We start from the raw sequence: 23,132 nt of genomic DNA, 5'->3' as shown, positions 1-23,132 counted from the left end.
GACTACCTGACGGGCGCGCCCGCCGGCACCGGCCCGGTCCCGCCCTGCGGCCGGGCCGAGACCTGCGGCAGGGGCACCGTCTGCAGCACGCGGGTGATGATGTGGTCCACGGGCACGCCGTCGGCCAGCGCGTCGTAGGACAGGACGAGGCGGTGGCGCAGCACGTCGGGCACCACGTCGACGACGTCCTGCGGCAGCACGTAGTCACGGCCGCGCACCAGCGCGAGCGCGCGGGCGGCGGCGATGATGCCGAGGCTCGCGCGCGGCGACGCGCCGTAGGACACCCAGCCCGCGACGTCGGCCAGGCCGTGGTCGTTGGGCGTGCGGGTGGTGAGCACGAGGCGGACCACGTAGTCGACCAGCGCGTGGTGCACGAACACCTGCGACGCGACGCCCTGCAGGCGCACGAGCTCGCTGGGGCTGAGCACCTCGTGGGGCACCGGCGGCGTGACGCCCATCCGGTAGATGATCTCGCGCTCTTCCTCGGCCGTGGGGTACTCGACCACGATCTTGAACAGGAAGCGGTCGCGCTGCGCCTCGGGCAGCGGGTACACGCCCTCGTTCTCGATCGGGTTCTGCGTGGCGAGCACGAGGAACGGGTCGGGCATCGGGAAGGTCTGGCCGCCGATCGACACGTGCCGCTCGGCCATCACCTCCAGCATCGCCGACTGCACCTTCGCGGGCGCGCGGTTGATCTCGTCGGCGAGCACGAAGTTGGCCACGACCGGGCCCAGCTCCACGTCGAAGCGCTCGGCGCCCTGGCGGTAGATGCGCGTGCCGAGGATGTCGGCCGGCACGAGGTCGGGCGTGAACTGCACCCGGGAGAACGACCCGCCGACCACCCGCGCGAAGGTCTCCACGGCCAGCGTCTTCGCGACACCGGGCACGCCTTCCAGCAGCAGGTGCCCCTTCGCCAGCAACCCGACGAGCATGCGCTCCACCAGCCGGTCCTGGCCGACGATGATGCGCTTGACCTCGAACACGGTGCGTTCCAGCAACTGGGCGTCCCGCGCCGGCGTGCCGGGCTGCTGCCCGTTCCCGCCCTCGGCGTAGCCGGGCTCGGTCACTCTGCCTCCTGTGGTTCTGCTTCCTCCGGGCTCGCCCGCGACCGTACTGCTTCCCGGTGGTCGAAGTCCGCGCGGCACGCTGGCCGTCACGGTAGCCAAGCGCATCAGCGGTGTGACAGCTGTGAAGACCGTGTCAGCGACGCCGGCGCAGGTCGCGCGGCGTGTCGTGATCGTCGGTTTTGACCGGTTCGACCTGCGGTTCGATGCAGCCGCGACCCTCCCCTGCCGCGGCGCGGGCGCGGGCAGTTGGTCCACAGTGGACTCCACCACGGCTTCCCCTGCACGTCAGCTCCGGCTTGTCCACACCGGACAGTCAATGGACGGCCCGCCGGCGAACGCGATCCCCCGCGTACTCCCCCGCCCACGCTAGCGTTCTCTCATGACCGACCCCCTGCTGGCCGCCTACGACGCCGAAGTGCGCACCGCCGAGCTGACCACACCGGAACCGGGCACGACCCTGGACCGCGACGCTCCCGTCACCCGCATCCTCGGCGCCCGGCGCGGTTTCGTGGCGGGGCCGCCGGACCTCGGCGTGGCCGGCGCTTCGCTGGACGCCCTCATCGCCCGCCAGGTCCGCTTCTTCGCCGCACGCGGTGAAGCTTTCGAATGGAAAACCCGCGCCCACGACCGTCCCGCCGATCTGCCCGACCGCTTGCTCGCCGCCGGATTCGCACCGGAGGAAACGGAAACTGTCCTCATCGCGCCCCTCGACGCGATTTCCCCCTCGGCTCCGCCCCCGCCCGACGTCACCATCCGCGAAGCCTCCGGCGAGGCCGATCTGCGCCGCATCGCCCACCTCAGCGCCACCGTCTTCGGCAGTGACGAGGCCGCCACCGTCCGCGACCTCCTCGCGCGCGCCCGCGCCGACCACGGCACGACGGTCCACGTCGTCGCCGAGTCCGCCGGGCACTTCGTCTCCGCCGCCCGCCTGGAACTCGTCGGCGGCACCACCTTCGCCGGCCTCTGGGGCGGCGCCACCCTGCCGTCCTTCCGGGGCCGCGGCCTCTACCGCGCGCTCGTCGCCCACCGCGCCGCCACCGCCCGCACCCGCGGCGCGCGCTACCTCCAGGTCGACGCCCTCCCGCCGAGCCGCCCGATCCTCCAGCGCCTCGGCTTCACCGCCGTGACCACGACCACGCCCTACGTCTGGACCCCGGCCTAGGCCGGCCCACCTCGGCCTCGACCTCCGCGAGCCAGCCGAGGTACCAGCGGTCGAACGTCATCCGGCCCTGGCCGTCGGCCTGCGGCCCGATGCCACCGTCGGAGGCCTCGCCGTCGAACCACAGCGCGCCACGATCGGGGCCGGTCACCACGAGGAGGTCGTAGTGGCCGCAGCCGCTGTGGCAGAGCGGAAGGGTGCCGCGGGTGTCGGCCTCGTCGCGAGCATCGAGCGAGCGGGTCAGCTCCGGCCAGCGCTCCTGCGGGATCTTCGTGACGTCCGGCCATTCGGCGTGGTGGAAGAGCTCGCGGTGCGGGAACTCCGTCCGCAGGTCCACGCGGTCGCCGCCACGTCGGTCGCCGGCGGCGAACTCCCAGCGCCGACCGGCCCGGCCGAAACCCAGCAGCCCGTAGCCCGGGCCGGCCCCACCGGCGCCGACCTCGACGAGGAAGCTCCGGTACGGCTCGGGCAACGGCGCGCCGAACTGCCCCTCGACAGCCTCGACGTCGCGTTCACTCAGCGGCGGAGCCAGCCGGAATCCGTGGGCGCTCGCGCCGAACACCGAGCTCGCGTCCCGCCGCTTCGCCAGCCGCGCCAGCCGGTCGCGGACTCCGTCCCACGTCACGAGGGACGAGCGTAGAACCTCAGCCGATCAACCGGGTCGCATACGGCATGATCCCGCCGTACCGCACCGCCGTCACCCGTACGTACGAGCCGGACTGCGGAGCCTCCACCATCTGCCCGCCGCCGAGGTACAGGGCGACGTGGTGGATGCCGCCCGAGCCGCCCCAGAAGAGCATGTCGCCGCGGCGCATCTGGGAGAGGGGGACGCGGCGGCCGGAGGTGTACTGGTAGCCGCTGTAGTGCGGCAACGACCGCACACCGGCGAAGGCGTAGATCATCAGGCCGGAGCAGTCGAAGCCGATCTTGCGGTAGTCGCCGTACATGTCGGCGACGCCGCCGTCGTGGATGCCGCGGGTGGGGCCGCTGCCGTTGCCGCCGCCCCAGGCGTACGGGCGGCCCAGCTGCGAGAGCGCGCGGGCGATCACGGACTCGATCGACGAGCCCGCCGCGGGCGAAGGCCGGCCACCGCCGCCGGAGGAGGGACGGCCGCCGCCGCCCGAAGAATTCAACGCCGCCTGGCGGGCGCGTTCCTCGTCCTCGCGCTGCTTCTGCGCGAGCCAGTCCTGGTAGCGCTGGCGCTGGCCCTGCAGGCCGTTGACCTTCGACTGCGCCGCGTAGAGCTGCTGCTCGACCGAGCTCTTGCTCGCCTGCAGCTGCTGGTTCTGCGACGCCTGGGTCTGCTGCGCCTGCACGGCGTCGGCCTGGGCGGCGTCGGCGCCGCTCTTCGCCTGGCGCGCGGCTTCCTGCTTCTGCTGCGCGACGTCGAGGGCCTTGCGGGCGGCGGCGTCCTTGTTGGACTTGTCCGTCTGCGCCTGCTGGAGGCGGTCGAGCGCGTTGAGGCGCGAGCCGCCGATGGAGTCGAGGATCTGGGCCCGGGCCAGCAGGTCCTTGGGGCTGTCGGAGGTCAGGTACGCCGAGATGGAGCCGACCGTGCTGCCCTGCTCGAAGCTGGCCGCCGCGAACTCCTTGAGGTCCTGGCGCGCCTTCTCGATGGCGCCGGCCGCGGCGTCGGCCTGCGTGCGCGCGGACTTCGCGGCGTCCTCGGCCTGGCTCGCGGCGTCCTGCGCCGACTGCAGGTCGACCAGGGCCTTCATGGCCTGTTCCTGCTTCAGCTCCACGTCGTCCTGCAGCGAGCTGAGCTTCTGCTCGGCCTGCGCGAGCTGGTTGGTGAGCTTGCCGACCTCGCCGGCCTTCTCGTTGGCCGCGGCCTTCGACGAGTTCAGCTCGGAGTCGCTCGGGTTGGGCGGGGGCGGCGGCACCGCCAGGCCCGTGCCCGTTGCTCCGAAGAGGACCACGAGAGCGAAGGAGCCGACAGTGAGACCACGCCGCAAGACCCGTCCACGCCGGACCACCACGACCCGCCACCTCCCGCTCACCAGCGCCTGCCAGCAGTGATCACACCGCGTGCCACTGCAGTCACACCACTATCACAAGCCTCAGGCGGAACTCACACACCGTAGACACCAATTCCCCTCATCGGGGGACCCCCGATGTTCGGCGTGTCCGAATGGCCCAGCTCACTCCGCGTGTCGTCTTGAAGTGAATACAGGACACGCGTACTGTTTGGGGCGACGGACGAGGTGTGCCATCCCGATTCCGGTCCTACGGTGGGGGTGCGCAAGACTCGGTCGCGGTCTTCCCGAGGACCGCGAAACACACACCGAACTGACCCGGGGCCCGCACCCGCGACGGCGCGGGTCCCCGCCACTGGAGTTAGACGTGACTGCACCTGCCAGCAAGGACAGCTTCGGCGCCAAAGACACGCTGAAGGTCGGAGACAACTCGTACGAGGTCTTCCGCCTGAACAAGGTCGAGGGCGCCGAGCGCCTGCCGTACAGCCTGAAGATCCTGCTCGAGAACCTGCTGCGCACCGAGGACGGCGCGAACATCACCGCCGACCACATCCGCGCGCTCGGCAGCTGGGACCCCAGCGCCGACCCGTCCATCGAGATCCAGTTCACGCCCGCGCGCGTGATCATGCAGGACTTCACCGGCGTTCCTTGCGTCGTGGACCTCGCCACCATGCGCGAGGCCGTCACCGACCTCGGCGGCGACCCCGACAAGGTGAACCCGCTGGCGCCGGCCGAGCTGGTCATCGACCACTCCGTGATCATCGACGTGTTCGGCCGCGCCGACGCGTTCGAGCGCAACGTCGAGATCGAGTACGAGCGCAACCGCGAGCGCTACCAGTTCCTGCGCTGGGGCCAGGGCGCCTTCGACGAGTTCAAGGTCGTCCCGCCGGGCACCGGCATCGTGCACCAGGTCAACATCGAGCACCTCGCGCGCACGGTCATGGCCCGCAACGGCCAGGCCTACCCCGACTCCTGCGTCGGCACCGACTCGCACACCACGATGGTCAACGGCCTGGGCGTGCTGGGCTGGGGCGTCGGCGGCATCGAGGCCGAGGCCGCCATGCTGGGCCAGCCGGTGTCGATGCTCATCCCGCGCGTGGTCGGCTTCAAGCTGACCGGCGAGATCCCGACCGGCGTGACCGCCACCGACGTGGTGCTCACCATCACCGAGATGCTGCGCAAGCACGGTGTGGTCAGCAAGTTCGTCGAGTTCTACGGCGACGGCGTCGCCTCGGTGCCGCTGGCCAACCGCGCCACCATCGGCAACATGAGCCCCGAGTTCGGCTCCACCGCGGCGATCTTCCCGATCGACGACGAGACCATGCGCTACCTCAAGCTCACCGGCCGCTCGGCCGAGCAGGTCGCGCTCGTCGAGGCCTACGCCAAGGAGCAGGGCCTCTGGCACGACGCATCCCACGAGCCGGTCTACTCCGAGTACATCGAGCTGGACCTCTCCACGGTCGTCCCGTCGATCGCCGGCCCGAAGCGCCCGCAGGACCGCATCGAGCTGTCCGACGCCAAGGAGTCGTTCCGCAAGTCGGTGCACGACTACGTGGAGGAGCAGCACCCGGCGCCGCACACCAAGGTCGACGAGACCATCGAGGAGACCTTCCCCGCGAGCGACCCGGCTTCGCTGTCGTTCGCCGACGAGGACGCCGTGCCGGTGGCCTCGGCCGCCAACGGCGCGTCGGGCCGCCCGTCCAAGCCGGTCACGGTGAAGTCGGACGAGCGCGGCGAGTTCGTGCTCGACCACGGCGCCGTGGTGATCGCCTCGATCACCTCGTGCACCAACACCTCGAACCCGTCCGTGATGCTGGGCGCGGCACTGCTCGCCCGCAACGCGGTGGACAAGGGCCTCACGGTCAAGCCGTGGGTCAAGACGTCGATGGCGCCGGGCTCGCAGGTCGTGACCGACTACTACAACAAGGCCGGCCTGTGGCCGTACCTGGAGAAGCTGGGCTACCACCTGGTCGGCTACGGCTGCACCACCTGCATCGGCAACTCCGGCCCGCTGTCGGACGAGATCTCGGCCGCGATCCAGGAGAACGACCTCACCGCCGTCTCGGTGCTCTCGGGCAACCGGAACTTCGAAGGCCGCATCAACCCCGACGTGAAGATGAACTACCTCGCGTCGCCGCCGCTGGTCATCGCCTACGCGCTCGCCGGCACGATGGACTTCGACTTCGAGCGCCAGCCGCTGGGCCAGGACACCGACGGCAACGACGTCTTCCTGAAGGACATCTGGCCGACGCCGCAGGAGATCCAGGAGACCATCGACTCCTCGATCACCCAGGAGATGTTCACCAAGGACTACGCCGACGTCTTCGACGGTGGCGAGCGCTGGAAGGCGCTGCCCACGCCCGAGGGCAAGACCTTCGAGTGGGACTCCGAGTCCACCTACGTCCGCAAGCCCCCGTACTTCGAGGGCATGCAGGCCGAGCCGGCGCCGGTCACCGACATCTCCGGCGCGCGCGTGCTGGCGAAGCTGGGCGACTCGGTCACGACCGACCACATCTCCCCCGCCGGTGCGATCAAGGCCGACACCCCGGCCGGCAAGTACCTCACCGAGCACGGCATCGATCGCAAGGACTTCAACTCCTACGGCTCGCGCCGCGGCAACCACGAGGTCATGATCCGCGGCACCTTCGCGAACATCCGGCTGCGCAACCAGCTGCTGGACGACGTGCAGGGCGGCTACACCCGTGACTTCACCCAGGACGGCGCCCCGCAGGCGTTCATCTACGACGCTGCGCAGAACTACGCGGCGCAGGGCACCCCGCTGGTCGTGCTGGGCGGCAAGGAGTACGGCTCGGGCTCGTCGCGTGACTGGGCGGCCAAGGGCACCTCGCTGCTGGGCGTGCGCGCGGTGATCACGGAGTCGTTCGAGCGCATCCACCGCTCGAACCTCATCGGCATGGGCGTCATCCCGCTGCAGTTCCCGGCCGGCGAGTCGGCCGCGTCGCTGAAGCTGGACGGCACGGAGACCTTCGACATCTCCGGCATCACCAAGCTGAACGACGGGGAGACCCCGCGCACGGTGCACGTCACCGCCACCAAGGAAGACGGCACCAAGGTGGAGTTCGAAGCCGACGTCCGCATCGACACCCCGGGCGAGGCCGACTACTACCGCAACGGCGGCATCCTGCAGTACGTGCTGCGCAAGATGACCAACGCCTGATCTAGCACTGCCTGACCAGTCTGGTCGGAACACACGCGAAGGCCGCTCCGGGACTCCCCCGGGGCGGCCTTCGCCGTTCGTGCGTCAAACCTGCGCGGCTTCCCAGCACGCCCTCGTCACCGACGATTCCGTCGGCAGGGCGCGACACCACCTACTCCGTCTTGGTGAGCACCGCCTTCGCTAGCGCCGCGACAGCACGAACACCGGCAGCGGCCGCCCGGCCGCGACGCGTTCCATCTCGTAGCCCGGCCAGAACGCGAGCAGCTCGGACCACATCCGGTCGTACTCGGCGCCTTCGAGCTCGCGGGCCTTGACTTCCACGACCCGCGCGCGGATCCCGACTGTCGCTTTGGGATCCGCGCGCAGGTTGTAGGTCCAGGCCGGGTTGTTCGGCCGGCCCCAGTTCGACCCGGTGAGCACGAAGTCGTCGCCGTGCGGGAAGTACAGCAGGTTCGTGCTGCGGGGCAGCCCGCTCTTGCGCCCGGTCGTGGTCAGCCGCAGGGACGGCAGGCCCGCGATGCCGACGAGGCTCACCCGCCCGCCGAAGAAGCGGTGCAGCTTCTGGTCGGTCCAGATGATGCCGCGCGAGAGCGTCATCACGAAGGGCCGGGTACCGAGCTTGCGAGCGAAGGGCTCGAGGGGGTTACGCACGCACAGATCTTGCCAAACTCACCCCGAACCGCTCCTGGGAGTCCGTCCACCAGCGCTCGACGGCGAACCCGGCGGCGGCCAGCTCCGCCTCGACGCCGGTACGGCGGAACTTCGCGGAGATCTCCGTGCGGATGTGCTCGCCCGCCGCGAAGCGCACCTGCAGGTCGGCGCCCGGGATGTCGACGGTGACCTCGCGCCGGGCCCGCAGCCACATCTCGATCCACTCGTCCTCGGCGTTCCAGTACGAGACGTGCTCGAAGGTGTCGAGGTCGAAGTTCGCCCCCAGCTGAGAATTGATCACCCGCAGCACGTTGCTGTTGAAGGCGGCGGTGACCCCGGCCGCGTCGTCGTAGGCGCGCTCCAGCGTCTCGCGGTCCTTCACCAGGTCCGTGCCCAGCAGCAACCACTCGCCCTCGTCGAGCACGTCGCGCACCGACCGCAGGAACGTGGCGCGTTCGGCGGGCAGGAAGTTGCCGATCGTCCCGCCGAGGAACGCCACCACGCGCGGCGAGGTGCCCGGCAGCAGGTTCAGGTGCTGGGTGAAGTCGCCGACGACACCGCGCACCTCCAGCTTCGGGTAGTCCGCCGCGATCGCCTCGGCGGCCTCGGCCAGCGCCGACTCCGACACGTCGAGGGGCACGAACGACTCGAGCGTGCCGTGCTCGGTCAGCGCGTCGAGCAGCAGCCGCGTCTTCTCGCTCGACCCGGACCCGAGCTCGACGAGCGTGTGCGCGTCGGTGAGCCGCGCAACGTCACCAGCCCGCGCGGCGAGCACCTCACGCTCGCTGCGGGTCGGGTAATACTCGGGCAGCTCGGTGATCTTCTCGAACAGCTCGCTGCCCTCGGCGTCGTAGAACCATTTGGGCGGCAACCACTTCTGCTCCGCCGTCAGGCCCGCTCGCACGTCCGCGCGAAGCTCGCCCGCGACGTCGCGGCGATGGCTTTCGAGATCCACATCCGTCATGAGGTGGTGCTCCGATCCAGGGTCAGGGGAAGCAGTTCGACGCCGGCCTCGGTGACGCGCACGGCGTGGTGGTCGGGAACGGGGGTCCAGGCCGGGTCCGGGTCACACGGCTCCGACGCCAGCACCACACCGCCGGCCACGGACCGCACCGACAGCGCATGCGTCCACGTGGTGCCGATCAGCGTGGTGCCGTCGGTCAGCAGGAAGTTCAGCCGCGAACCCGGAGCCGCGGCCTCGACCTCGGCGATCAGGTCGGTGACCGCGGCCAGCGGGTCGGCTCCGTCGCGGAGCCGGGCGCGCAGCAGCGCCCACAGCAGCGCCGCGTCGGTGGGCGCCTCGAGCGTGAGCAGTTCGGTCACGTCGAGCGACTTCGCCAGCCCGGCCATCGAACCAGGCCAGCCGCGGACCACGCCGTTGTGGCTGAACAGCCACCGCCCGTCGGTGAACGGCGCCGCAGCCGCCTCGGTCACCGGCATCCCGGTGGTGCCGTTGCGGACCGCGGCGACGAACGCCGTGGTCGAGACCGCGGCGGCCAGCGCGGGCAGCGTCTGGTCCGTCCACAGTGGAGACGCACGCCGGTAGCGCTGCGGCGCACCACCGGGCTCGGGGTACCAGCCGAGGCCGAAGCCGTCGGCGTTGACCGAGCCGCCGCCGCGCATGTCCTGCGGCGCGTAGGACTGCACGAGCAGCGCGTGGGGCGCCGCGAACACGAGCTCGACGGGCGAGACGGGCGCGCCGAGGTACGCGAGGTGCCGGCACATGCCGCTCAGCTCACCTCGCCGGGCCGGGGGTCACGGGCGCAGCGGAAGCCGGAGAAGATCTGCCGCCGGATCGGGTAGTCCCAGTTGCGGAACGTGCCGCGGATCGCCGCCGAGTCGGTGCCGAACGAACCCCCGCGCAGCACCTTGTACTCCGGGCCGAAGAACACCTCGGAGTACTCGCGGTACGGGAAGGACGCGAAGCCCGGGTAGCCGTGGAAGTCGGTGCTGGTCCACTCCCACACGTCACCGATCAGCTGGTGCACACCGAGCGGCGACGCCCCGGCCGGATACGCGCCGGCCTCGGCCGCGCGCAGGTGGCGCTGGCCGAGGTTGGCGTGCTCGGCCGTCGGTTCCTCGTCGCCCCAGGGAAAACGCCGCGACCGGCCCGTCTCCGGGTCGTGGCGCGCGGCCTTCTCCCACTCCGCCTCGGTGGGCAGCCGCTTGCCCGCCCACGCGGCGTACGCCTCGGCCTCGTAGTACGACACGTGCACCACGGGCTCGTTCACCGGCACCGGCTCGTGGACGCTGAACCGCGTGCGCCACCAGCCACCCGGCTCGCGGTGCCAGAACCGCGGCGCCGTGATGTCGTGGTCCTGCCGGTAGGCCCAGCCGGGCTCGCTCCAGAACCGCCGCTCGTCGTAGCCCCCGGACTCGAGGAACTCGACGTAGGCCCCACACGTGACCGCGCCGGTGTCGAGGAAGTACGCCGGCACGTCGATCTCGTGCGCCGGGCGCTCGTTGTCCAGCGCCCACGGCTCGGCCGTGGTCCCCATGGTGAAGCGGCCGGCCGGCACGAAGACCTCGGCGGGCAGCCGGCCCGCCCGCGCGGCCGGCGGCTCCGGCGCGTGCAGCACCGGCTCGCCCTTGCGCAGCTGGTGGGTGGCCAGCATCGTCTCGTCGTGCTGCTGCTCGTGCTGGGTGATCATGCCGAACGCGAACGCGCTCTCGGTGAGCCGGCTGCCCTCCAGCGGCGCGGTCTCCAGCACGTCGAACGCCTTCTCTCGGACCTCGCGCACGTACGCGCGGGCCTCGGCCGGGCCGAGCAGCGGCAGGGCCGGCCGGTCGGCGCGCGCGTGCTGGAACGCGTCGTAGAGGTCGTCGATGTCCGGGCGCAGCGGCTCGCGCCCGCCCACGTCGCGGACCAGCCACAGCTCTTCCTGGCTGCCGATGTGCGCGAGGTCCCAGACCAGCGGCGACATCAGCTTCGAGTGCTGGCGGACCAGATCCTCGTCGTCGACGGCGTCGGTGAGGACGACGCTGCGCGCCCGCGCCCGGGTGAGGGCCTCGGCCGCGTGGGCCCGCAGGTTCTGCGGGCTCAGCTCCAGCAGCGGGTTGTGCTCCGGGGTAACGCTCATCGCTCCTGACTCCTCGATCCGTTCACGCGTGTGCGCACGCTCTCGGTGATCTCAGTGATGGTTCCGGCCGGCAGGCCCGTGGTCGGCAGCTCGGCGATGCCGAGCTCCACGAGCTTGCGCGCGACGGCGGCGATGGCCTCGTCGCCCAGGCCCCGCGTCGCGGCCTCGACCCAGCGGCCCGCCACGGGCGCGCACAAGCGGCGCACCTCGTCCACTGTGGACGGACGGGCGAGCAGGGCCGAGACGACGGCGACCGGCGCCAGCCACTCGCCGGGTGGCTGGGCGTCGAGGTACCGGATCTCCAGGTACCCGTGGGGCCGCACCGGGGTGAACATCGTGGTGAGGTGGTAGTCGAGGTCCTCCGCCGTCGGACGGCGCAGCACCCCGGCCGCACCGCGGCCGTCGATCCAGTCGGCGAACGTGAGCCCGTCCGGCGCGTCCCACGGCCGCTCGCCGCGGGGCAGCACCATCAACGGCGTGTCCATCATCCGCCGCCCCCAGTCGGCGGCAGGGTCTGGACCGGGCTCGGCCGAACGGGTCCGGACCGGTTCGGTCTCGAGCACCGCGAGCCAGCGCGCGGACTCGAGGCCGGTGTCGCGGCCGGCGTGCACCCGGGAGTTGGCGAACGCGGCGAGCAGCGGCGGCCCCATCACGTGGGCCGCCTCCCAGCGCGCGGCGACCTGGTCGGCTTCTCCTGTGTCCACGCAGATCTGCAGCCCGGCGGTGCTGCACATCATGGTGATCCCGCCTTCACCGATCGGCTCGAACCGGCGCTCCATCGCGGCGTAGCGAGGAGTGCGCAGGGCGCGCCGGGGCGGGCGGTGGGCGTCGATGCCCGACTCGCCGAGCACGAGTCCGTGCCGGGCCAGCAGGCTGACGAGGTGGGAGAGGTCGGCCGAGACGGCTGCGTGCAGATCGGGCAGCGAGGCCTGAGGAAGAGCGGAGATCTCCACCTGGCACCCGGGCTCGAGGCTCACGGGAGAGCCTGCCGGAAGCGGGGTGGCCGGACTGTCGGGGCGCAGTGTCCGCGGGGTGTGCGGGCCGAGCGCCGTGGCCAGGACATCGGGGTCGAGGGGGCGGGCCGGGTCCTCGGCGTGGTGCACCGTGAACTCGAGTTCCACGCCCAGCAGTCTCGGTGGGCCGTGCTTGAAACACACCGAGGCGACGTACGCCTCCCCGGCCGCGCGGTCCGAAAGCACCCGCGCGGTGAGGTTCGACGCACTTCCGGACTTCTCCGGAAAATCGTGCACCGCAGTCATCGTTCGCCGTCCGAGTCAAGGAGGTCCGCGGGGTGGGACCTCTCGTCTTCGGACGCTACACGGAGGGTCTGACAAAATCAGGTGCACGCGAGCGCGCGCGAGATTCACAACACTCTCGTAAGGTCTCCTGACCTGGGTGTTTGTCCTGAAGTTCCCGCACGTTGCTCCGTCCGGATGATCACGGCAGGGCAGGTTCGGTGCCCAAACCGAGCTCCGCGGCGGCGGACTGCACGGCTCCGATCACGAGGTGCAAAGCCGGGCGCCGGATCTCCGTGCGCCGGTAGGCGATCGACACCGTGCGCAGCAGCGGCGTCGTCAACGTGACCACGTCGATGCCGGGCGGCCGCAACAGCCGCAGCCCGAGGTCCGACACGAGCGTGACCCCGAGGCCGGCGCCCACCATGGCCATGGCCGTGGACTGCTCTTCGACCTCGTGGTTGATCTTCGGCGAGAACCCGTGGCGGTGGCACGCCATCCGCATCGCCCGGCCGAAGTGCGACTTCGGGCTCGCGAGGATCCACGGGTGCTCGGCCAGCTCGTCGAGCGACACCGAACCGGCGGGGAACGCACCGGCGGGCACGGCCGCGTGCAGCCGTTCGATGGCCACCACCGCGCGCTCCAGCCCGTTGTCCCACCGCGTCGGCGCGTCGGAGTAGTCGATGACGAACGACAGGTCGAGCGTGCCGTCGCGCACCGCCTCCGCGGTGTCCTCGGGGGCCAGCTCACGCGTCTTCAGCTGGATCCCCGGGTACTCGGCGGCCAGCGCGGTCAGCGCCGAAGGCAGCAGCCCGGAGGCCACCGACGCCCACACCCCCGCGGTCAGGCGCGCGGACATCGAGCCCTGCGCCTCCTCGAGGGCGAGCGTGGCTCGCTCGACCGAGCCCAGGATCTCCTCGGCGTGCTCGGTCAGCAGCACGCCGAGCTCGGTCAGCTGCACGCGCCGGCCGAGCCGTTCGAACAACTTCGCGCCCACGTCCCGTTCGAGCTGCGCCAGCTGCTGCGACACGGCCGAAGCCGTGTAGTGCAGCGACACCGCGGCAGCTGTCACCGTCCCCCGGCGCCGCAGCTCCCGGAGCATCCGCAGGCGGTGCAACGAAAGCTCCATACAGGAACCCTAAACAACTTCGTGCAGCTTCGTTAACTGGACGCGAAGGCGGTCTCGACCGCACCCTCGAAAGCGGCGGCCGACGAGGGCCGCTCCTGACTCTTGGAGGTGAGTGGCCCGATGCTTCCGCAGAACGCCGAACCGTTGATGAGGCTGACGTGGACCGACCCCGTCACCGGCGCGCACGGTTACCTGGTCGTGCACAGCCTGGTGTCCGGCGTCGCCACGGGCGGCACGCGGATGCGGGCGGGCTGCACCATGGGCGAGGTCGAGGACCTCGCCCGCGGGATGGCGAACAAGACGGCCACGTTCAACCTCCCCGTCGGCGGTGCCAAGGGCGGCATCGACTTCGACCCCAAGGACCCCCAGGCCTTCGGCGTGCTCACGCGGTTCTGCGAGTTCCTGCGGCCGTGGCTCGACGCCAGCTGGGTGACCGCCGAGGACCTGGGCGTGCCGCAGCACCTCATCGACTCCGTCTTCGAGAAGCTCGGGCTGGAGCAGTCGTACCACGCCGCGATCCACCGTTCGGCCGATCCCGAGCGCACGCTGCGGCGGGTGCAGGCCGGGCTCAACGCGCCGGTGCCCGGCGGGCTGCTGCTGGGCGACGTGATCGGCGGCTACGGCGTGGCGCAGGCCTGCCTGGGCGCCGCCTCGGCGTGGGGTTGGGACGCGGCGGAGACGACCGTCGCGATCCAGGGCATCGGCACCATGGGCGGCGGCGCCGCGTGGTACCTGCACGAAGCCGGCGTGAAGGTCGTCGCCGTGGCCGACGCGGCGGGCACGCTCTACGACCCCGAGGGCCTCGACGTGCCGGCGCTGCTCGACCTGCGCGACCGCTTCGGCGAGGTGGACCGCTCCCGGCTGCCCGAGGGCGTCCGCACGCTGCCGCGCGAGGCGGTCGTGGCGACCGACGCCGACATCCTCGTGCCGGCCGCGATCTCCTACGCGCTGCGCGTGGACAACGAGAACCTCGTGAAGGCCAAGGTCGTGGTAGAGGCCGCGAACGCGGCGACGACACCCGAGGCCGAGGCGTCGCTGTCCGCTCGGGGGGTCGCGGTGATCCCGGACTTCGTCGCGAACGCGGGTGCCGCCGCGTGGGCGTGGTGGCTGCTGCTCGGCGAGGTGGGCGCCGACCCGGCGGACTCGTTCCTGCGGCTGCGCACGGAAATGCAGGCGAAGGTGGCGCTGCTGCTCGCGGAGTGGAACCTCGACCGCGTGCCGCCGCGGGTGACCGGCCTGCAGCTGGCCGAGACCACTCGCGCCGCCCGGGCGGCGGAGGCGCAGGCGAACGAGGGTGCGCCTGCCCTGCTCATCCCGTAACCGGCCGGAAGCCCGCAGGGCCGGGGGTCGCGCGGTGTCCCGAGACGGGGCGGGGCACCGCGCGGGACTTCGCCGTGTCACACGGTTTCCGGAGGCTCAGGCCCGGTCGAGCACGCCGACGAGGACCTCGCCGATCGAGCCGGTGGCCGTCGTGTGCCCGGAGTCGCCGACGAGCAGCAGCTGCGCACCCGGCAGCGCCCGTTCCAGCAGCCACGGCGTGCCGACCAGGTTGCCGAGGTCGAGCGCGCCCTGGACCAGTGTCGCCGGGATCCCGGCGAGCCGGTGGGCGTCGCGCAGGATCGCGCCGTCCTCGCTGAAGCAGCCGTTGGCGAAGTAGTGCGTGACGAGCCGCGCGAACGCCAGCCGGTACGCGGGATCGGTGAACCGCGACGCCGCCGGTTCGATCGAGAGCATCGCGTCCTCCCACTCACACCAGCGGCGGGCGGCGGCTTCGTGGACGGCGGGGTCGGGATCCATCAGCAACCGGTGGTAGGCCCGGGCGAGGTCACCGTCGCGCTCGGCCGCCGGCACGCCGTCGCGGAACTTCGCGTACGCCGCCGGGAACACCGCGCCGAGCCCGCGCGTGAGCAGGTCCAGCTCGGCCTGCCGGTCGGTGGCCAGGCCGAGGAGCACGAGCTCGCTGACGCGCTCCGGGTGCCGCTCGGCGTAGAGCAGCGAGAGCGCCGAACCCCAGGACCCGCCGAACAGCAGCCAGGCGTCGATGCCGAGCGTGGTCCGCAGCAGTTCCATGTCCGCGAGCAGGTGCGGGGTGGTGTTGGCCGACAGGTCGGCGACGGGCTCGCCCGCGTGCGGCGTGCTGCGCCCGCAGCCGCGCTGGTCGAACAGCACCACGCGGTAGCGAGCCGGGTCGAAGTACCGCCGGTGCGCCGGCAGGCAGCCACTGCCGGGACCGCCGTGCACGACGAGGGCGGGCTTCCCGGCGGGGTTGCCGCACTCCTCCCAGTACACGGAATGGCCGTCGCCGACGTCCAGCATGCCGGTGCGGTACGGGCTGATCTCGGGGTGCAGTCCAGGCACGGCACCTCCTTTCCTCGACGAAGCGTTCCGGCGAGTCAGAGCAGATTCGCGGCCGGCTCCCGCAGCGCGCGACACAGCTGAGCGGGGGTGGCGGGGCCGAGGCGGATCACACCGACGTCCAGCATGCCGGTGCGGTACGGGCTGATCTCGGGGTGCAGTCCAGGCACGGCACCTCCTTTCCTCGACGAAGCGTTCCGGCGAGTCAGAGCAGATCCGCGGCCAGCTCCCGCAGCGCGCTACACAACTCCGCGGGAGTGGCGGGGCCGAGGCGGATCACGGCGTCCGCGCCGGTGCCGGCGGTGTGGCTGAGGTAGCGGCCCCAGTCGGTGTCGGCGTAGTGCAGGGGTTCCGCCACGCACAGGCGGCGGCCGACCTCGTCGCGGCGGGCCGCGTAAAGCTCGCCGCTGCCGTGGACCGGGCGCTGCACGAGGCCGACGACGTCGGCCAGCTCGGGCTCCAGCGGGTAGGCGTCCTCGCCGCGGCGCGCGGCGTCGGCGAGGTCGGAGACGCGGACCGACCGAGGGACGCCGCCACCGGCACCGACGGCCGGCAGCTGCTCGACAAGGGTCTCGACCAGCCGCTGCCGGTCGATCTCCTGCACGCCCACGTGCTCGCCGTCGGACACGGCGAGCACTGCCTGCAGCCCGCTCGCGGCGACGAGCACACCGTAGGTGCGCCCGCCCGTGGCGACCCAGCCGTAGTACTCCTCCGCCGGCCGCGACAGCAGCGGCAGCCAGTCGAGGAAGTCGACGGTGGCGCGCCCGCGCCGGTCGACGAGGCCCGCCACGGCGAGCGCGTCGTCGACCCGTTTGGCGGCCTCCTCGCGTTCGAGGTCCGACAGCCACACCGGTTCGGGGCGCAGCGTCACGTGCAACGAGCCGACCTGCTCGCGTTCGGCGAGCGCCGCGAGTGCCTCCAGCGGCACGTCGACCCGTCCGGCCACGGCCGTCACTCGCCGATGACCGGCGGGATCGTCCGCTGGTCGGTGCCGAAGAGGGCGTCGGGATCGGGCTCGACGAGGAAGTCGGGCCGGCGGTGCTCGGCGTCCTCCTCCTCTTCCCCGCGGCGGCCGGCGGCACCCGCGGGTCCCATCGCCGTTCCGCGGCTCGCCGAAGCACCACGAGCGGCGGCCGCTTCTTCGGCCGCGACGGCGTTCAGGCCACCGACGCCCGACCGCGTGCCGGCACCGCCCCGCAGTGCCCGGCCTTCCGCCGCACCGCCTTCGCTGCCGGTCCCGCCGCCGAACCGGCCGCCGGACGCACCCCGGCCCGGGGTGCCGCCGGAATCGCCGCCGATGAAGCCGGTCGGGCCGGACGTCGGGCTCTGGCCGGGATCGTTCGGCAGGAACGCCGTGCCGCCCCGGGTGGCGGTCGGGTCCGGCAGAGTCGAGGTGCCCGGCGGGACCACCGTGTTCGTGCCGCCGGTACTGCTCTGCGTCGTGGTCGTGTCCGTCGGGTGGTGTGTACCACCGGTACCGCCCGGATCGCCGGTTCCCCCGGTGCCACCCGGGCCGCCGGTGTGACCGGTGCCGGTGTGGCCGCCCGTGATCACCTGATCGCCGGTGCCGTGGAACCCGGTGGCCGAGGTGCGCCCGCCCGTCCCGGTGCCCGTCGTCCCGCCGGGCGTCGTGCTGCCGAGCGACCCCGGGATGCTCACGCGCCCCGGCGGCGGCGGGGTGGACAGCCGGATCGCCGCGCCGTCGGACTGCAGCGTGCCGTACTGCGTCGGCAGCACCGACTTCGTGCTCGTGGTGACGCCGTTGTACTGGTCCATCACGCGCACGTTGGTGTCGTTGGCGGCGTTGTACTTGTTCAGCTTGTCCTGGTACGAGTTCTGGTCGTGGGCCGCCATGAACGGCCCCGCGATCGGGATCGCCGCCTTCAGCCCCGTCGTCCACGGACTCGGCTTGTCCGGCTTCGGCGGCACCTCGACCACGGCGTGGCTCGAGTCCTCGAAGCTGCTCGCCTGCATCTCCACCGACGCGTTGGTCATGTCGAGCGGGTCGGCGGTGTCCGCGAACGCCTTCTCCAACGGACCCGCGCCCGCGTTGGCGGCGTCGGCGCCGTTGCCCGTCCAGGACTTCGCCATGCGGTCCTGGAGGTCCTTGATGCTCTGCGCCCGCTCCAGGTACGCCGACGACAGCTCCTGCACCTGCGTGGCCGCGGTCCGCAGCCCCGAGGTGTTGCCGGTTCTGAAGTTCTCGTAGATCTGCTTGCCGTCCACCTAAGCCCCCTTGAGTGTGCCGACGACGGCGCCCGCCACGGTTTCCGCGACCTGGCACGAATCCTGCTCGCCCTGATAACCCTGGGCCGCGGTGGCGAACGCGAGGTCGTCCGCGAGGCCCACCCACAGGGTGCAGTTGCCGCGCGCCCTGCGGTCGCTGAGATCGCTGAACACCGCGGGGTGACCGGCCACCGAGGGAGCGGGGTCCACGAAGCCGAGTTGCCCCGCGTCCTTGGCGCGGTAGACGCCGGCGAGGCCGCCCATCCCCTGGTCACGGTTCCCCGTGCCGATGATGATCTGGACGCTGAGCCCTTCCGCACCGATCTGCCAGCCACAACCGGGCCCCGCCTCGGCGAACGGCCCGGTCACGGTCGCTTCGCCCGGCGCCGGATAACGCAGCCCGGCCAGCACGCTCTCCGGCACGAGCGCGCACGGTTTGGCCAGGTACGCGGCCGGATCGAGCGGATCCGCCACCTTCGGTGCACGGGCGTCGGGGGCAGTACCCGAGGCGCTGCCCGGGGCCGGCTCCGCCGTACCCGCGGTGGGTGCCGAACACCCGGCCGCCACCGCGGCGACCACGAGCGCGGCGCACGCCGCCCTCGTGCCGGTTGCCCTCATCGTGCCTGGCCGAGCTCGGCGTTCGCCCGGTCGGTCGCCACGGTCTTGTCCTTCGCCGCTTTCAGCTTCTCAAGGTAGCCCTGCACGTACTGGCGCATCGAATCGTTCTGCTCCTGCAGCGCGCGCAACGAGTCGCCACCGGTGGTGGCGTAACCACTGCTGGCGGGGTCCTTGCCGGGAGCTTTCAGCGCCGTGACGATTTCCGTGATCTTGCGGCCGTCGGCCGTGATCTTCGTGAGCTGGTCTTCCCACAGCCCGATCACGGTGTCCAGCTCGGCGGGCTCCATCTCGAAGGAACCGCCACCGCCCCCGCCGCCGTAGACCGGACCGCGGCTCGAGACGTCGCCGAAGACGGTTTGGGCCGCACGGCCCGCTTCGCCGATGATCAAGGCCCGTTCCTCTCCCCAGTCTCACTCACCGTGATGGCGCACAGCGTAGCCACCGGCCACGTCCGTGTCAGCAGAACGTGGCCGAGGTGAGACGAAGAAAGAAGCGGGCCGGTTCCGGCGACTCCACGTCACAGTACGTACGTACGGATTGCGAGAACCCCGTCCCAGATGTCAGGATTCCAGGATGCCACGGGTCAGCCAGGATCACCTCGACGCACGCCGGCGCCAGATCCTCGACGGTTCTCGCGTGTGCTTCGCCCGCTACGGCTACGAGGGTGCCACAGTCCGCCGCCTCGAGGAGGCGACGGGCCTGTCCCGCGGAGCCATCTTCCACCACTTCCGCGACAAGGAGTCGCTGTTCCTCGCACTCGCCGAGGACGACGCAGTGCGGATGGCCGACGTCGTGGCCGAACAGGGCCTGGTGCAGGTCATGCGCGAGCTGCTCTCCGGCGACAGCGAGCACCCCGCCGACTGGCTCGGCACGCGGCTCGAGGTGTCGCGGCGGCTGCGCACCGACCCGGAGTTCCGCGGCCGCTGGGCCGAGCGCTCCGAACAGCTGACCACCGCCACGCGCGAACGGCTCATGCGCCAGCGCGAGGCCGGCAACCTGCGCGACGACGTGGACGTGGACGTGCTCACGGCGTTTCTCGAGCTGGTGCTCGAAGGCCTGGTCTCCCACCTCGCCATGGGCCTGCCCGGCGACGACCTCGGTCCCGTGCTCGACCTGGTCGAGGAGACCGTCCGGCGGCACCGGCCCGGGACCACCCGCTAGTCGCTCACACTGCGCGGCCGGCACTTTCGTGTTGAATGTGGCCGTGGAGATCCTCGACGCACACGGACGGTCCCTCGCCCTCTTCGACCGGGCCGTGCACGACATCGGACCCGGTGACTGGGCTCGCGACACGCCCTGCGCCGACTGGTCCGTGCGCGACCTCGTGAACCACCTCGTCGTCGAGCAGCTGTGGGTCCCGCCGCTGCTCGACGGGGCCACCCTCGACGACGTCGGCGACCGCTTCGACGGCGACCGGCTCGGCGACGACCCCGTCGCCGCCTGGGAGACGTCGGCCGCCACGGCGCGCGAAGCGTGGCTGGTGCCCGGCGTGCCGCAGCGCGCCGTCCACGTCTCCTTCGGACTGATCCCGGCCGAGGAGTACGGCTGGCAGATGTCCATCGACTTCGCGGTGCACGCGTGGGACCTCGCGGTGGCGCTCGGCAAGCCGAACCCGATCCCGTCGGACCTGGCGGCCCGCCTGCTGGAGGTCGTGCGCCCGTGGGTCGACGACTGGCAGGGCATCGGGCTGTTCGAACCGCCGGTCGCGGTCGGGCGCTCCGCGAACGACGCGACGCGGCTCGTCGCGCTCCTGGGCCGGCAGCCGCGCTGAGCCGCGCCGCTTCACCCGGCTGTCACCCGTCCGGCGTCCGGAACACGTTAAGATTGTCGGCATCGTCGCAGTACAAGCCGATTCCCTTACTAGGAGTGACTCCACACGTGCGCGCCGCGCAATCGCCCGGTGACAGTACCGGGCCGGGTCGAAAACCCGGCTGCCCGCTAGCGTCCACCGCCACCGCCCCCTCCCGTGGCCCCTCCCCCGTCCCGGACGGTGCGGCATGACCCACGTCCTGCTCTCCGTGGCCGGTGTGCTGGTCTTCATCCTCCTCACGATCGGCACCGGCCTCGCCGTCGCCGCCGAGTTCTCGCTGACCGCCCTCGAGCGCAGCACCGTCGACGCCGACGTGCGCCAGGTGGGCGACCGCCGCTCGCTGTCGGTGCAGAAGGCGCACCGCACGCTGAGCTTCCAGCTCTCGGGTGCGCAGGTCGCAATCACCCTCACCACGCTGATCACCGGTTACCTCGCCGAGCCGCTGATCGGCGAGCTCGTGCGGCCGGTCTTCGACGCGGTCGGCCTGTCCGAGGCCGTCGCGGCCGGCGCGTCGATCGCCGTCGCACTGGTGCTGGCCACCTTCCTGTCGATGATCCTCGGCGAGATGGTGCCGAAGAACATCGCGATCGCGCGCCCGCTGCGCACGGCCCGCGCGGTGACCGGCTACCACTCGCGGTTCTCCGCGCTGTTCCGCTGGCTCATCACGCTCATGAACAACAGCGCCAACTTCGTGGTGCGCAAGTTCGGCGTCGAGCCGCAGGAAGAGCTCCGGTCCGCGCGCTCGCCGCAGGAGCTCGGCTCGATCGTGCGTTCCAGCGCCGAGAGCGGGAAGCTCGACACGTCCACGGCGGAGCTGCTGGACCGCTCGCTGCGCTTCGGCGAGCGCACCGCCGACGAGCTCATGACCCCGCGCGTGCAGGTCGAGTCCCTGACCGTGGACGACACGATCAACGACCTCATCGACATCTCGCGTCGCACCGGCTTCTCGCGATTTCCCGTCTACCGCGAGGACCTGGACGACGTGCAGGGCGCGGTGCACGTGAAGCAGGCCTTCGCCGTGCCCGGCGAGGAGCGCGCGACCGTCCGCATCGGCTCGGTCATGCGTCCCGTGCCGACCGTGCCCGAGTCGCTCTCGGGCGACGACCTGCTCAACCGCCTGCGCGACTCCCGCTACCAGCTCGCCATCGTCGTCGACGAGTACGGCGGCACGGCGGGGCTGGTGACGCTGGAGGACGTGGTCGAGGAGATCATCGGCGACGTCCGCGACGAGCACGACCACCGCGAAGCCCCGGCGTCGCAGCAGGTCGGCTCCGACAGCTGGCTCGTGTCGGGCCAGCTCCGCTCCGACGAGGTCAGCGAGGTCACCGGCTTCCGCATGCCCGACGGCGACTACGAGACGATCGCCGGCCTGATCCTCGAACGCCTCGGCCGCATCCCCGCCGAGGGTGACGCCGCCGTCGTCGACGGCTGGCGGCTCACCGTCACGAGCATGGACCGCCACCGCATCGCCGAGGTCGAGGTGCGGCCCGTGGAACCCGGCCCGGCCCCGAACACCGACCAGGACCCGGCCGCCGCGCGGAAGAAGAACGCCACGCCGCGGCCGGTCACCGAACGCGAGGTGGTCGCGTGAACGACTGGCTGAACATCGCGCTGGTCGTGGTGCTGCTGCTCGCCAACGCGTTTTTCGTCGGCGCCGAGTTCACCCTGATCTCCTCGCGTCGCGACCGCCTGGAAGCGTTGCTGGACCAGGGAAAGACCCGCGCGAAGATCGTGATCAACGCCAGCCGGCACGTCTCGCGGATGCTCGCGGGCGCGCAGCTGGGCATCACCATCTGCTCGCTGCTGCTCGGCCGGCTGGGCGAACCCGCCGTGGCACACCGGCTGTCCGGGTTCTTCGACCTGTTCGGCCTGCCCCAGCAGCTGCTGCACCCGATCTCGTTCGCGATCGCGCTGGCGTTCATCACGATGCTGCACGTGCTGATCGGCGAGATGGTGCCGAAGAACCTCGCCATCGCCGAGCCCGAACGGCTCGCGCTGTGGCTGGTGCCCGCCCACGTGGCGTGGGTGAAGCTCGCGAGCCCCGTGATCTGGTTCCTCAACCTGGTCGCGAACTCGTTCCTGCGCCTGGTGAAGGTGGAGCCGAAGGACGAGCTCGAGACGGCCTACACCTCCGACGAGCTGGCCGAGCTGCTCAGCGAGTCGCGGCGCGAGGGACTGCTCGAACAGTCGGAGCACCAACGGCTTTCGCAGACGTTGTCGTCGGTCGCGAAGACGGTGTCCGACGTGCTCGTGCCCACGGAGCAGCTGACCACCCTCCCTTGTGGACCGACGCTCGGCGACGTGGAGCGCGCGGTGTCCTCGACCGGGTTCTCGCGGTTCCCGGTCTGCACCGACGACGGCATGCTCACCGGCTACATCCACGTGAAGGACGTGCTCGACCTCGTCGGCCAGAGCGCCGACACGAGCGTGCCGGACTCGAAGACCCGGCCGCTCACCGAGCTGCGCGCCGACGCGCGGCTCGACGTGGCGCTCTCGGCCATGCGCAAGGAAGGCAGCCACCTCGCACGGGCGCTCGACGCCGCGGGCAAGGCGGTGGGCGTCGTGGCGCTGGAGGACCTCGTCGAGGAGTACGTGGGCACCGTGCGCGACGGCACGCACGTGACGGCCTGACCGGGCCGCGGGGCCGG

General features: G+C 71.7%; 22 protein-coding genes. 7 read left to right on the top strand and 15 right to left on the bottom strand.

Annotated elements, in window-relative coordinates; translation table 11 throughout:
- Positions 1–2 precede the first annotated feature (2 nt).
- Entirely contained in the window at positions 3–1,067 is a 1,065-nt protein-coding gene (locus ACFY1H_RS08065) for a MoxR family ATPase (RefSeq protein WP_360601617.1), read from the bottom strand.
- 379 nt (positions 1,068–1,446) lie between these two features.
- Between ACFY1H_RS08065 and ACFY1H_RS08060 the strand changes: the two genes are divergently transcribed.
- Positions 1,447–2,229 (top strand): GNAT family N-acetyltransferase, encoded by a 783-nt coding sequence (locus ACFY1H_RS08060; RefSeq protein WP_386945422.1) that lies wholly within the window; start codon positions 1,447–1,449, stop codon positions 2,227–2,229.
- On the opposite strand, the gene ACFY1H_RS08055 is transcribed toward ACFY1H_RS08060, so the two are convergent.
- Positions 2,183–2,851, bottom strand: coding sequence for an SMI1/KNR4 family protein (locus ACFY1H_RS08055; protein ID WP_386945420.1), 669 nt, complete (start codon positions 2,849–2,851; stop codon positions 2,183–2,185). The genes ACFY1H_RS08060 and ACFY1H_RS08055 overlap by 47 nt on opposite strands.
- Positions 2,852–2,870: 19 nt before the next feature.
- Positions 2,871–4,202, bottom strand: coding sequence for an NlpC/P60 family protein (locus ACFY1H_RS08050; RefSeq protein WP_386945946.1), 1,332 nt, complete (start codon positions 4,200–4,202; stop codon positions 2,871–2,873).
- 367 nt (positions 4,203–4,569) lie between these two features.
- Between ACFY1H_RS08050 and acnA the strand changes: the two genes are divergently transcribed.
- Complete coding sequence (gene acnA / locus ACFY1H_RS08045) at positions 4,570–7,380, top strand: aconitate hydratase AcnA (protein ID WP_366576239.1); 2,811 nt, start codon at positions 4,570–4,572, stop codon at positions 7,378–7,380.
- A gap of 180 nt (positions 7,381–7,560) precedes the next feature.
- Here acnA and ACFY1H_RS08040 read toward each other — a convergent pair whose 3' ends face one another.
- The 6 genes from ACFY1H_RS08040 to ACFY1H_RS08015 all read right to left on the bottom strand — a co-directional run bounded on the left by ACFY1H_RS08040 (position 7,561) and on the right by ACFY1H_RS08015 (position 13,475).
- Complete coding sequence (locus ACFY1H_RS08040; protein WP_364048815.1) at positions 7,561–8,031, bottom strand: nitroreductase family deazaflavin-dependent oxidoreductase; 471 nt, start codon at positions 8,029–8,031, stop codon at positions 7,561–7,563.
- Complete coding sequence (gene egtD / locus ACFY1H_RS08035) at positions 8,024–8,995, bottom strand: L-histidine N(alpha)-methyltransferase (protein ID WP_386945418.1); 972 nt, start codon at positions 8,993–8,995, stop codon at positions 8,024–8,026. The genes ACFY1H_RS08040 and egtD overlap by 8 nt, the downstream gene beginning before the upstream one ends.
- A complete protein-coding gene (egtC, locus tag ACFY1H_RS08030) occupies positions 8,992–9,756 on the bottom strand; it encodes an ergothioneine biosynthesis protein EgtC (protein ID WP_386945417.1) in 765 nt (254 codons plus the stop codon). The genes egtD and egtC overlap by 4 nt, the downstream gene beginning before the upstream one ends.
- Before the next feature lie 5 nt (positions 9,757–9,761).
- Complete coding sequence (gene egtB, locus ACFY1H_RS08025; protein ID WP_386945416.1) at positions 9,762–11,111, bottom strand: ergothioneine biosynthesis protein EgtB; 1,350 nt, start codon at positions 11,109–11,111, stop codon at positions 9,762–9,764.
- Positions 11,108–12,370, bottom strand: a complete 1,263-nt coding sequence (locus ACFY1H_RS08020; RefSeq protein WP_366576247.1) for a glutamate-cysteine ligase family protein — start codon at positions 12,368–12,370, stop codon at positions 11,108–11,110. The genes egtB and ACFY1H_RS08020 overlap by 4 nt, the downstream gene beginning before the upstream one ends.
- Before the next feature lie 178 nt (positions 12,371–12,548).
- The gene (locus tag ACFY1H_RS08015) at positions 12,549–13,475 is read right to left on the bottom strand and encodes a LysR family transcriptional regulator (protein ID WP_285966861.1); all 927 of its coding nucleotides are present in this window, start codon (positions 13,473–13,475) and stop codon (positions 12,549–12,551) included.
- A gap of 120 nt (positions 13,476–13,595) precedes the next feature.
- Between ACFY1H_RS08015 and ACFY1H_RS08010 the strand changes: the two genes are divergently transcribed.
- Positions 13,596–14,795: a Glu/Leu/Phe/Val dehydrogenase dimerization domain-containing protein gene (locus ACFY1H_RS08010; RefSeq protein ID WP_366576249.1), complete on the top strand. Its 1,200-nt coding sequence runs from the start codon at positions 13,596–13,598 to the stop codon at positions 14,793–14,795.
- A gap of 96 nt (positions 14,796–14,891) precedes the next feature.
- Here the strand turns inward: ACFY1H_RS08010 and pip are convergent, their stop codons facing one another.
- The 6 genes from pip to ACFY1H_RS07980 are packed head-to-tail and all read right to left on the bottom strand — an operon-like array spanning position 14,892 to position 19,063.
- On the bottom strand, positions 14,892–15,833 hold the full coding sequence (gene pip / locus ACFY1H_RS08005; RefSeq protein WP_386945413.1) for a prolyl aminopeptidase: 942 nt from the start codon (positions 15,831–15,833) through the stop codon (positions 14,892–14,894).
- Positions 15,834–15,868: 35 nt separating this feature from the next.
- The gene (locus ACFY1H_RS08000) at positions 15,869–16,000 is read right to left on the bottom strand and encodes a hypothetical protein (protein WP_366576255.1); all 132 of its coding nucleotides are present in this window, start codon (positions 15,998–16,000) and stop codon (positions 15,869–15,871) included.
- 35 nt (positions 16,001–16,035) lie between these two features.
- Positions 16,036–16,785 (bottom strand): ESX secretion-associated protein EspG, encoded by a 750-nt coding sequence (locus tag ACFY1H_RS07995; protein WP_386945411.1) that lies wholly within the window; start codon positions 16,783–16,785, stop codon positions 16,036–16,038.
- Positions 16,782–18,056 (bottom strand): WXG100 family type VII secretion target, encoded by a 1,275-nt coding sequence (locus ACFY1H_RS07990; RefSeq protein WP_386945409.1) that lies wholly within the window; start codon positions 18,054–18,056, stop codon positions 16,782–16,784. The genes ACFY1H_RS07995 and ACFY1H_RS07990 overlap by 4 nt, the downstream gene beginning before the upstream one ends.
- Entirely contained in the window at positions 18,057–18,674 is a 618-nt protein-coding gene (locus ACFY1H_RS07985) for a DUF3558 domain-containing protein (protein ID WP_386945407.1), read from the bottom strand.
- On the bottom strand, positions 18,671–19,063 hold the full coding sequence (locus ACFY1H_RS07980) for a hypothetical protein (protein WP_366576263.1): 393 nt from the start codon (positions 19,061–19,063) through the stop codon (positions 18,671–18,673). The genes ACFY1H_RS07985 and ACFY1H_RS07980 overlap by 4 nt, the downstream gene beginning before the upstream one ends.
- A 184-nt stretch (positions 19,064–19,247) precedes the next feature.
- On the opposite strand from ACFY1H_RS07980, the gene ACFY1H_RS07975 reads away from it, so the two are divergent.
- The 4 genes from ACFY1H_RS07975 (at position 19,248) to ACFY1H_RS07960 (ending at position 23,115) form a co-directional block, all read left to right on the top strand.
- Complete coding sequence (locus ACFY1H_RS07975; RefSeq protein WP_366576265.1) at positions 19,248–19,835, top strand: helix-turn-helix domain-containing protein; 588 nt, start codon at positions 19,248–19,250, stop codon at positions 19,833–19,835.
- A gap of 43 nt (positions 19,836–19,878) precedes the next feature.
- Positions 19,879–20,445 (top strand): TIGR03086 family metal-binding protein, encoded by a 567-nt coding sequence (locus ACFY1H_RS07970; RefSeq protein WP_386945406.1) that lies wholly within the window; start codon positions 19,879–19,881, stop codon positions 20,443–20,445.
- Between the two features lie 226 nt (positions 20,446–20,671).
- The gene (locus ACFY1H_RS07965) at positions 20,672–22,075 is read left to right on the top strand and encodes a hemolysin family protein (RefSeq protein ID WP_366576269.1); all 1,404 of its coding nucleotides are present in this window, start codon (positions 20,672–20,674) and stop codon (positions 22,073–22,075) included.
- Positions 22,072–23,115: a hemolysin family protein gene (locus tag ACFY1H_RS07960; protein WP_366576271.1), complete on the top strand. Its 1,044-nt coding sequence runs from the start codon at positions 22,072–22,074 to the stop codon at positions 23,113–23,115. The genes ACFY1H_RS07965 and ACFY1H_RS07960 overlap by 4 nt, the downstream gene beginning before the upstream one ends.
- Positions 23,116–23,132: the final 17 nt, after the last annotated feature.

Source organism: Amycolatopsis sp. NPDC001319, assembly GCF_042896185.1.
GTDB lineage: Bacteria > Actinomycetota > Actinomycetes > Mycobacteriales > Pseudonocardiaceae > Amycolatopsis.
Note: the sequence above shows the minus strand (reverse complement) of the source record. Positions and strands in the feature narration are given on the sequence as shown.

Coding starts and splice junctions, on each gene's coding strand:
- ACFY1H_RS08060 (WP_386945422.1), top strand. CDS start 1,447: ATGACCGACCCCCTGCTGGCCGCCTACGACGCCGAAGTGCGCACCGCC.
- egtD (WP_386945418.1), bottom strand. CDS start 8,995: ATGACGGATGTGGATCTCGAAAGCCATCGCCGCGACGTCGCGGGCGAG.
- egtC (WP_386945417.1), bottom strand. CDS start 9,756: ATGTGCCGGCACCTCGCGTACCTCGGCGCGCCCGTCTCGCCCGTCGAG.
- egtB (WP_386945416.1), bottom strand. CDS start 11,111: ATGAGCGTTACCCCGGAGCACAACCCGCTGCTGGAGCTGAGCCCGCAG.
- ACFY1H_RS08020 (WP_366576247.1), bottom strand. CDS start 12,370: ATGACTGCGGTGCACGATTTTCCGGAGAAGTCCGGAAGTGCGTCGAAC.
- ACFY1H_RS08015 (WP_285966861.1), bottom strand. CDS start 13,475: ATGGAGCTTTCGTTGCACCGCCTGCGGATGCTCCGGGAGCTGCGGCGC.
- ACFY1H_RS08010 (WP_366576249.1), top strand. CDS start 13,596: ATGCTTCCGCAGAACGCCGAACCGTTGATGAGGCTGACGTGGACCGAC.
- ACFY1H_RS07985 (WP_386945407.1), bottom strand. CDS start 18,674: ATGAGGGCAACCGGCACGAGGGCGGCGTGCGCCGCGCTCGTGGTCGCC.
- ACFY1H_RS07975 (WP_366576265.1), top strand. CDS start 19,248: ATGCCACGGGTCAGCCAGGATCACCTCGACGCACGCCGGCGCCAGATC.
- ACFY1H_RS07965 (WP_366576269.1), top strand. CDS start 20,672: ATGACCCACGTCCTGCTCTCCGTGGCCGGTGTGCTGGTCTTCATCCTC.